The organism is Pseudomonas sp. P5_B2, from assembly GCF_056400445.1.
This window is the reverse complement of the sequence record NZ_JBFULH010000166.1, coordinates 1-8,323: the sequence shown is the minus strand read 5'-3', so window position 1 is coordinate 8,323 and position 8,323 is coordinate 1. Positions and strand designations below refer to the sequence as shown.

7 protein-coding genes are annotated in these 8,323 nt (G+C 59.2%); 6 read left to right on the top strand and 1 reads right to left on the bottom strand.

Annotation, left to right across the window (positions count from 1 at the left end):
- The 6 genes from hisS to AC1DRJ_RS14485 form a co-directional block, all read left to right on the top strand.
- On the top strand, positions 1-1,233 hold a 1,233-nt coding region (gene hisS / locus AC1DRJ_RS14510), incomplete at its 5' end, for a histidine--tRNA ligase (RefSeq protein ID WP_477802765.1).
- 40 nt (positions 1,234-1,273) lie between these two features.
- Positions 1,274-1,915 (top strand): tetratricopeptide repeat protein, encoded by a 642-nt coding sequence (locus AC1DRJ_RS14505; protein ID WP_477802764.1) that lies wholly within the window; start codon positions 1,274-1,276, stop codon positions 1,913-1,915.
- Positions 1,908-3,059, top strand: coding sequence for an outer membrane protein assembly factor BamB (bamB, locus tag AC1DRJ_RS14500; RefSeq protein ID WP_477802763.1), 1,152 nt, complete (start codon positions 1,908-1,910; stop codon positions 3,057-3,059). The genes AC1DRJ_RS14505 and bamB overlap by 8 nt, the downstream gene beginning before the upstream one ends.
- 139 nt (positions 3,060-3,198) lie before the next feature.
- Positions 3,199-4,668, top strand: coding sequence for a ribosome biogenesis GTPase Der (gene der, locus AC1DRJ_RS14495; protein ID WP_477802762.1), 1,470 nt, complete (start codon positions 3,199-3,201; stop codon positions 4,666-4,668).
- A gap of 145 nt (positions 4,669-4,813) precedes the next feature.
- A complete protein-coding gene (locus AC1DRJ_RS14490; protein ID WP_477802761.1) occupies positions 4,814-5,962 on the top strand; it encodes a pyridoxal phosphate-dependent aminotransferase in 1,149 nt (382 codons plus the stop codon).
- Complete coding sequence (locus AC1DRJ_RS14485; RefSeq protein ID WP_477802760.1) at positions 5,950-6,741, top strand: amidohydrolase; 792 nt, start codon at positions 5,950-5,952, stop codon at positions 6,739-6,741. Before AC1DRJ_RS14490 ends, AC1DRJ_RS14485 begins: the two co-directional genes overlap by 13 nt.
- A gap of 191 nt (positions 6,742-6,932) precedes the next feature.
- Here the strand turns inward: AC1DRJ_RS14485 and AC1DRJ_RS14480 are convergent.
- The coding region (locus AC1DRJ_RS14480) for a 2-isopropylmalate synthase (RefSeq protein WP_477802759.1) at positions 6,933-8,323 on the bottom strand (1,391 nt) is incomplete at its 5' end.

Below are 8,323 nucleotides of genomic sequence, written 5' to 3'. Positions count from 1 at the left end.
CCCCTGTGGCGTCATTTCGAGGGCACTGTTTCACGTCTGCTGGATAACTACGGTTACAAGCAGATCCGCATGCCGATCGTCGAGTTCACCGAGCTGTTCAAGCGCTCCATCGGTGAAGTGACCGACATCGTCGAAAAAGAGATGTACACCTTCGACGACCGCAACGGCGACTCCCTGACCCTGCGTCCTGAAGGCACGGCTGCGTGCGTGCGTGCAGTGCTTGAGCACGGCATCACCGGCGGTGGCCAGGTGCAGAAACTCTGGTACATCGGCCCGATGTTCCGTCACGAGCGTCCGCAGAAAGGTCGTTATCGCCAGTTCCATCAGATCGGTGTCGAGGTGTTCAACCTCGACGGTCCGGACATCGATGCCGAGCTGATCGTGCTGACCTGGCGCCTGTGGGGCGAGTTGGGCATCCGTGAAGCGGTCAAACTCGAACTCAATAGCCTGGGCACTGCCGAGTCGCGCGGTCGCTATCGTGAAGCGCTGGTCGAGTTCCTCTCCGCGCATCTGGACAAGCTGGACGAAGACAGCCAGCGCCGTCTGAAAACTAACCCGCTGCGGGTTCTGGATACGAAGAACGCCGACACGCAAGCCATCCTCGTGGACGCGCCGAAAATGGCCGACTACCTGGATGATGAGTCCCGCGTGCACTTCGAGGGCCTCAAGGCGCGTCTGGACGCCGCCGGTATTCCTTACGTGATCAACCCGAAGCTGGTTCGCGGGCTGGATTACTACAGCAAGACCGTTTTCGAATGGGTCACCGACAAGTTGGGCGCCCAGGGCACCGTGTGTGCCGGTGGTCGTTACGACGGTCTGGTCGAGCAGATGGGCGGCAAGCCGACCTCGGGCGTTGGTTTCGCCATGGGTATCGAGCGCTTGGTGCTGTTGCTTGAAACCCTGGAGCAGATCCCGGAAGAAATCTCCCGTCAGGTCGACGTCTACCTCTGCGCCTTCGGCGAAGCGGCGGAACTTGCCGGCCTGGCCCTGAGCGAACGTGTCCGTGATCAATTGCCCAACCTGCGCCTGCAAGTGAATGCCGGCGCTGGCAGCTTCAAAAGCCAGTTCAAGAAGGCCGACAAGAGCGGTGCGCTGTATGCGCTGATCCTCGGTGACGATGAGATGGCCCAGCAAGTGGTAGGTTTCAAACCCCTGCGTGGCCAGGGCGAACAACAAAGTATTGCCTGGGATGCGCTTGCTGCACACCTGGCCACCTGCGTCGTGCAGGGTTGAAGCTGTCAAACAGCCGATTTAGCGATTAAGGAGTATTGGGGTGTCGAGTACCGAAGACGAACATCTGGCGGATTTGAAGGACTGGTGGTCACGCAACGGCAAGCCCTTGGTCACTGGCGGCCTGTTGGCGCTGGTCATCGTGTTCGGCTGGCAAGCCTTTCACAAGTATCAGGGCAATCAGTCGCAAGGCGCCTCGATGCTCTATCAGCAACTGCTCGAAACCACGCTGACGCCTGACGGCAAGCCTGACGCAGCCCGTGTTGCCGACCTGGCCGGCAAGCTCAACAGCGAGTTCGGCGGCAGCGCCTACGCGCAGTACGGCAGCCTGTTCGTGGCGAAAGTCGCGGTCGACAGCGGCAAGCTGGACGACGCAGCCACCGAGCTGAAAGCCATTGTCGCCAAACCGGCCAACCCGGCGTTGGGCGAAATTGCCCGTCAGCGTCTGGCACAGGTACTGGCTGCGCAGGACAAGGCCGAAGAAGCCCTGAAACTGCTCGAAGGCGATACCGACAAAGCATTCCTGGCCACTCGCGAAGAACTCAAAGGCGACCTGCTGGTGCAGTTGGGTCGTCCCGACGAAGCGAACAAGGCGTATCAAAAAGCCAAGGCCGCTCTGTCGGACGAAGCGGCGGTCGGTGGCCTGCAAATCAAGCTGGACGATCTGGCCAAAGGGGATGCGTGACGTGATTCGTTGGAAACATGCAGCATTGCTGGCCCTGGCCATTTTGGCCGCGGGTTGCAGCAGCAACAGCAAAAAGGAATTGCCACCTGCCGAGCTGGTCGACTTCAAAGAAGAAGTGGTTCTGCAAAAGCAGTGGAGTCGTTCGATCGGTGACGGTCAGGGCGAATCCTACAACATGCTGGTACCGGCGATTGATGGCGAAACCATCTATGCTGGCGACGTCACTGGCGTGGTGATAGCGATGGATCGCAGCAATGGCGACGTCAAATGGAAGAAAGATCTCGATCTGCCTGTTTCCGGCGCCGTTGGCGTGGGTTACGGTCTGGTCATGATTGGTACGCTCCAGGGCGAAGTGGTTGCCTTGGACGCGATCAACGGCGAAGAAAAATGGCGCTCTCGCGTGAACAGTGAAGTTCTCGCACCGCCAGCCAACAACGGTGACGTGGTCGTGGTTCAGACTCAGGACGATCGTCTGATCGGCCTGGATGCCGCGACTGGTAACCAGCGCTGGTTGTATGACAGCACCCCTGCGGTCCTGACGCTGCGCGGCACCAGTGCGCCGATCGTGACCAACCRTTTAGCAGTAGCAGGCCTGTCGACCGGTAAAGTGGTCGCTCTCAATATTTCCAACGGCGTGCCGGTGTGGGAACAGCGTGTAGCGATCCCACAAGGTCGTTCGGAGCTGGAACGTGTGGTCGATATCGACGGCGGCTTACTGCTGTCCGGCGGTACGCTGTACGTCACCAGCTATCAGGGCCGTCTTGCGGCACTGGACCTGGAAAGCGGTCGTCAGCTCTGGCAGCGTGATGCTTCCAGCTATGCTGGTCTCTCCCAAGGGTTTGGCAACGTTTACGTGAGCCTGGCTTCTGGTACCGTTGAAGGCGTCGACGAGCGTTCCACCACCGCGTTGTGGAGCAACGATTCGCTGGCCCGCYGTCAACTGTCGGCTCCGGAAGTATTCTCTAGCTACGTTGCAGTCGGCGATATGGAAGGCTACCTGCACCTGCTGAGTCAGGTGGACGGTCGTTTCGTCGGCCGCGAAAAGATCGACAGCGACGGCCTGCGTGCCCGTCCGCTGGTGGTGGGTGACACGATTTATGTATATGGCAACAGCGGCAAACTGGAAGCCCTGACCATAAAGTAAAGGTTTGACTATGCTTGGGGTTTAACCCCAGGCAACCCCGTTTGAAGGGGTTCGCAGCGCCCTCAAGCGTTGCCCCGAGCACCAGCCGCTGCCTCGCAGCGGCTTTTGTATTTTCTGAAATAACGAAGTGGAGAGCCGCATGGTTCCCGTAATCGCCCTGGTGGGCCGACCGAACGTCGGCAAGTCCACCTTGTTCAACCGCCTGACCAGGACTCGCGACGCCATCGTTGGCGACTTGTCCGGTCTGACCCGTGATCGCCAATACGGTGAGGCCAAGTGGCAAGGGCGTTCCTACATTCTGGTCGACACCGGCGGTATCTCCGGTGACGAGCACGGTATGGACGAAAAAATGGCCGAGCAGTCGCTGCTGGCCATTGAAGAAGCCGATGTCGTTCTGTTCCTGGTAGATGCCAAGGCCGGTTTCACCGCCGCCGACCAGATGATCGCCGAGCATTTGCGCAAACGTAACAAGCGTTCTTACGTGGTTGCCAACAAGGTCGACAACATCGACCCTGAAATGGCCCGCGCAGAATTCGCTCCGTTGGGCATGGGCCACGCGATCCCTATCGCCGGTGCTCATGGTCGTGGCATCACCCAGATGCTGGAAATCGCCCTCAGCGACTTCCCGAAAGACGATGACGAGCTGGAAGAAGGCGAGGAAGAGATCGTTGCCGAAGGCGAGGAAGCCAAGCGCATTCCTGGCCCTAGCGAAAAAGACGGGATCAAGATCGCGATCATCGGCCGCCCGAACGTCGGCAAATCGACCCTGGTCAACCGCATGCTCGGTGAAGACCGGGTAATCGTCTATGACGAGCCCGGCACCACCCGCGACAGTATCTACATCCCGTTCGAGCGTAACGACGAGAAGTACACGCTGATCGACACCGCCGGTGTGCGCAAGCGCGGCAAGATCCACGAAGAAGTTGAAAAGTTCTCCGTGGTCAAAACCCTGCAGGCGATCAAAGACGCCAACGTGGTGATCTTCGTCATGGACGCGCGCGAAGGCGTGGTGGACCACGACCTCAACCTGCTGGGCTTCGCCATTGAATCGGGTCGTGCACTGGTTATCGCGATCAACAAGTGGGACGGCATGACGCCGAGCGAGCGCGACTTCGTGAAGGTCGAGCTGCAACGTCGACTGTTCTTCGTTGATTACGCCGATATTCACTTCATCTCGGCCCTGCACGGAACGGGCGTGGGCAACCTCTACGCCTCCGTACAGAACTCGTTCAAGTCTGCGGTCACCCGCTGGCCAACCAACCGCCTGACCACGATTCTGGAAGATGCGGTTGGTGAGCACGCGCCGCCGATGGTCAACAACCGCCGGATCAAGCTGCGTTACGCCCACTTGGGTGGTGCGAACCCGCCGATCATCGTGATTCACGGTAACCAGATCGAGAAGGTGCCGAAGTCTTACGTCCGTTACCTGGAAAACACTTACCGTCGTGTCTTGAAACTGGTCGGTACACCGATCCGCATCGAGTTCAAGGGCGGCGAGAACCCGTACGAAGGCAAGAAGACCACGCTGACCGACCGCCAGGTCAACAAGAAACGTCGCATGATGTCGCACCACAAAAAGGCCGACAAGAAGCGCCGCGATAAGAAATAGAAGCAGCTTTAAGTTTCAAGCTGCAAGCTTCAAGTCAAAGCAAAAAGGGTCCTTTTCAGGGCCCTTTTTTGCGTCTGGAGGTTTGACGCTTGACCACTTGCAGCTTGCAGCTAGAAACTTGCAGCTCACCTGCAAGGGGCTACCGATGATCACCAGTAAGCTGCCGAATGTCGGCATCACTATCTTCACTCAGATGTCTCAGCTCGCGGCGCAAACCGGGGCGATCAACCTGTCCCAGGGTTTTCCTGATTTCGATGCGCCGCAGGCTCTGTGTGATGCAGTTGGCCGGCACATCGCCAATGGCCATAACCAATATTCGCCAATGACCGGCCTGCCTGCCTTGCGCGAGCAAGTGGCGGCGAAAATCGCTCGCAGCTATGGCATCAATGTCGATGCCGATCACGAAGTGACCATCACACCTGGCGCCACCCAGGCAATTTTCTGCGCGATTCAAGCGGTTATCCACAGCGGCGACGAAGTCATCGTGTTCGACCCTTGCTACGACAGTTATGAACCGTCGGTGGAACTGGCCGGTGGACGTTGCGTTCATGTGCAGCTCGGGTTGAATGATTTCTCCATCGACTTCCAGAAGCTGGCCGAGGCCATTACGCCACGCACGCGGATGATCGTTCTCAACTCACCGCATAACCCGAGTGGCGCGTTGATCAGCCGTGCAGAGCTGGATCAGTTGGCGGACTTGATTCGTGGTCGCGATATCTATCTGGTCAGCGACGAAGTCTACGAACACCTGGTGTTCGACGGCGTACCTCACGTCAGTGTGCTGAATCACGAAGAGCTGTATCAGCGCGCTTTCGTGGTCAGCTCCTTCGGCAAGACTTACCACGTTACGGGCTGGAAAACCGGCTACGTGGTCGCACCGCCGGCCCTCACCGCCGAGTTGCGCAAGGTGCATCAATACGTCAGTTTCTGCGGCGTGACACCGCTGCAGTTTGCCTTGGCCGACTTCATGGCCGAGCACCCGGAACACGTCGAAGAGTTGCCGGATTTCTATCAAGCCAAGCGGGGTCTGTTCTGCGATCTGCTGACACCGTCGCGCTTCAGTTTCACTCGCGTGACCGGTACTTATTTCCAGTTGGTCGATTACTCGCAGATCCGCCCCGACCTCAATGACGTCGAGATGGCGCTGTGGATGACCCGCGAACATGGCGTAGCGAGCATCCCGATCTCGGTGTTCTACCAGACACCGCCCGCCGGCCAGCGCCTGGTGCGCTTGTGCTTTGCCAAACGTGAGGAGACCCTGCGTGAAGCAGCGGCAAAACTATGCGTGATATGAGTGCACTGCCCAATCTGAATGTTGTGCTGATCCAGACCACGCTGGCCTGGCACGATCGGAAAGCCAACCTGGAGCATTTCGAACAGTTGCTGGAGCAGGCTCGCGGAGCGGACTTGATCATCCTGCCGGAGATGTTCACCACTGGTTTTTCCATGGAATCGGAGACCCTCGCCGAAGCGGAAAACGGTCCGACCAGCAAGTGGTTGCGCGTTCAGGCGGCGAAGCTGGGCGCGGTGATCACCGGCAGCATCATCGTCCAGGCCGCCGACGGCAGTCATCGCAATCGCCTGCTGTGGGCGCGTCCAGAAGGGGAGGTCTGGCACTATGACAAACGTCATCTGTTCCGCATGGCGGGCGAGCATAACCACTTCACGCCGGGTGAGCGTCAGGTGCAGTTCGAGCTCAAGGGCTGGCGGGTACGGCCACTGATTTGCTACGACCTGCGCTTCCCGGTCTGGAGCCGCGATGCGCAGGACACCGACTTGCTGCTGTACACCGCCAACTGGCCCGGTGCACGCCGCCAGCACTGGAACCGTTTGCTACCGGCGCGGGCCATCGAGAACCTTTGCTATGTGGCTGCGGTGAATCGCATCGGCACGGACGGCAAAGGTTTTGCCTACACCGGCGACAGTCAGGTGCTGGATTTCCAGGGAGAGACCTTGCTCAGTGCCGGCGAGGCCGATGGTGTGTTTCAGGTGGTGTTGAACGCTGCGGATCTGCAGGCTTACCGCACGCGGTTTCCGGCGAATCTGGATGCGGACACGTTCGAGTTCACCTGAGATTTTCGCTGCCTGGCAGGGCCCCTTCGCGGGCAAGTCGAATCGTCGCACCGCCGCTCCCACATTTAATCGCGGTCTAATGTGGGAGCGGGCTTGCTCGCGAAGGGGCCCTAACAGTCAATACAAAAACTCAGGCAAACAAAAAGGCCCCAAGGTTCGCACCTTGGGGCCTTTTATATTTCAGCGAAGGCTTACGCCGCTTTCGCTTCCGGCTGGCTCAGCGAGCGGTTCAGCGCGCTGAACAGGGCCTTGAAGCTGGCGGTGGTGATGTTTTCATCGATACCGACGCCATGCACCGCACGTTCACCGTTCACGCGCAGTTCAATGTAGGCCGCAGCCTTGGCATTGGTGCCCGCGCCGATGGCGTGTTCGTTGTAGTCCATGATTTCTACCGGGATCGGCAAGCCGGCCACCAGAGCTTCCAGCGCACCGTTGCCCTTGCCGCGCCAGTGCAGGTTGTTCTCGCCCTGACCTTTGCCGGAGACTTCCACTTCCACGGCGCTGTGACCGTTTTCTTCCTGCAAGCGATGGCTGACCAGCGCGTACGGGGTGTTGGCCTGCAAGTACTCGCTGTGCAGCAGCGCGTGAATTTGCTGAGCGGACATCTCGAGACCCAGGCGATCGGTTTCACGCTGCACCACCTGGCTGAACTCGATCTGCATGCGACGTGGCAAGTTGATGCCGTATTCCTGTTCCAGCAGGTAAGCGATACCGCCCTTGCCCGACTGGCTGTTGACGCGGATGACCGCCTCGTAGCTGCGACCGATATCGGCCGGGTCGATTGGCAAGTACGGCACTTCCCACAGGGCATCCTGTTTCTGCTGAGCGAAGCCCTTGCGGATGGCGTCCTGGTGGGAGCCGGAAAACGCGGTGTGGACCAGATCGCCGACGTACGGGTGACGTGGGTGCACCTGGATCTGGTTGCACTCTTCGACGACCTTGCGCACGCCATCGATGTCGGAGAAGTCCAGCTCAGGGTGAACGCCCTGGGTGTAGAGATTCAGTGCGACGGTCACGAGGTCGACGTTACCGGTACGCTCGCCGTTGCCGAACAGGCAGCCTTCGACACGGTCGGCGCCAGCCATCAGACCCAGTTCGGTGGCGGCTACACCGGTGCCACGGTCGTTGTGGGTGTGCAGGCTGATAATCACGCTGTCACGACGGTTAATGTGACGGCCGAACCATTCGATCTGGTCGGCGTAGATATTCGGGGTGGCGCATTCGACGGTCGCAGGCAAGTTGAGGATCATCTTGTGCTCAGGCGTCGGGTTCCAGACTTCGATCACGGCATCACAGACTTCTTTGGCGAAATCCAGCTCAGTGGCGCTGAAGGTCTCTGGCGAGTACTCGAAGGTCCACTCGGTGTTCGGTTGCTGGGCGGCATATTTGACGAACAACTTGGCCGCGCTGACGGCGATTTCCTTGATCCCGTCCTTGTCCTGATTGAAGACAATCCGGCGGAAGGAAGGGGAGGTCGCGTTGTACAGGTGAACGATGGCTTTCTTCGCGCCGCGCAGGGATTCGAAGGTGCGCTCGATCAAGTCTTCACGGCCCTGGGTCAGCACCTGAATGGTGGTGTCGT

Bases quoted from the DNA above. Each gene is read 5' to 3' on its own strand.
- der (WP_477802762.1), top strand. From the start codon at position 3,199: ATGGTTCCCGTAATCGCCCTGGTGGGCCGACCGAACGTCGGCAAGTCC.
- AC1DRJ_RS14485 (WP_477802760.1), top strand. From the start codon at position 5,950: ATGCGTGATATGAGTGCACTGCCCAATCTGAATGTTGTGCTGATCCAG.
- AC1DRJ_RS14490 (WP_477802761.1), top strand. From the start codon at position 4,814: ATGATCACCAGTAAGCTGCCGAATGTCGGCATCACTATCTTCACTCAG.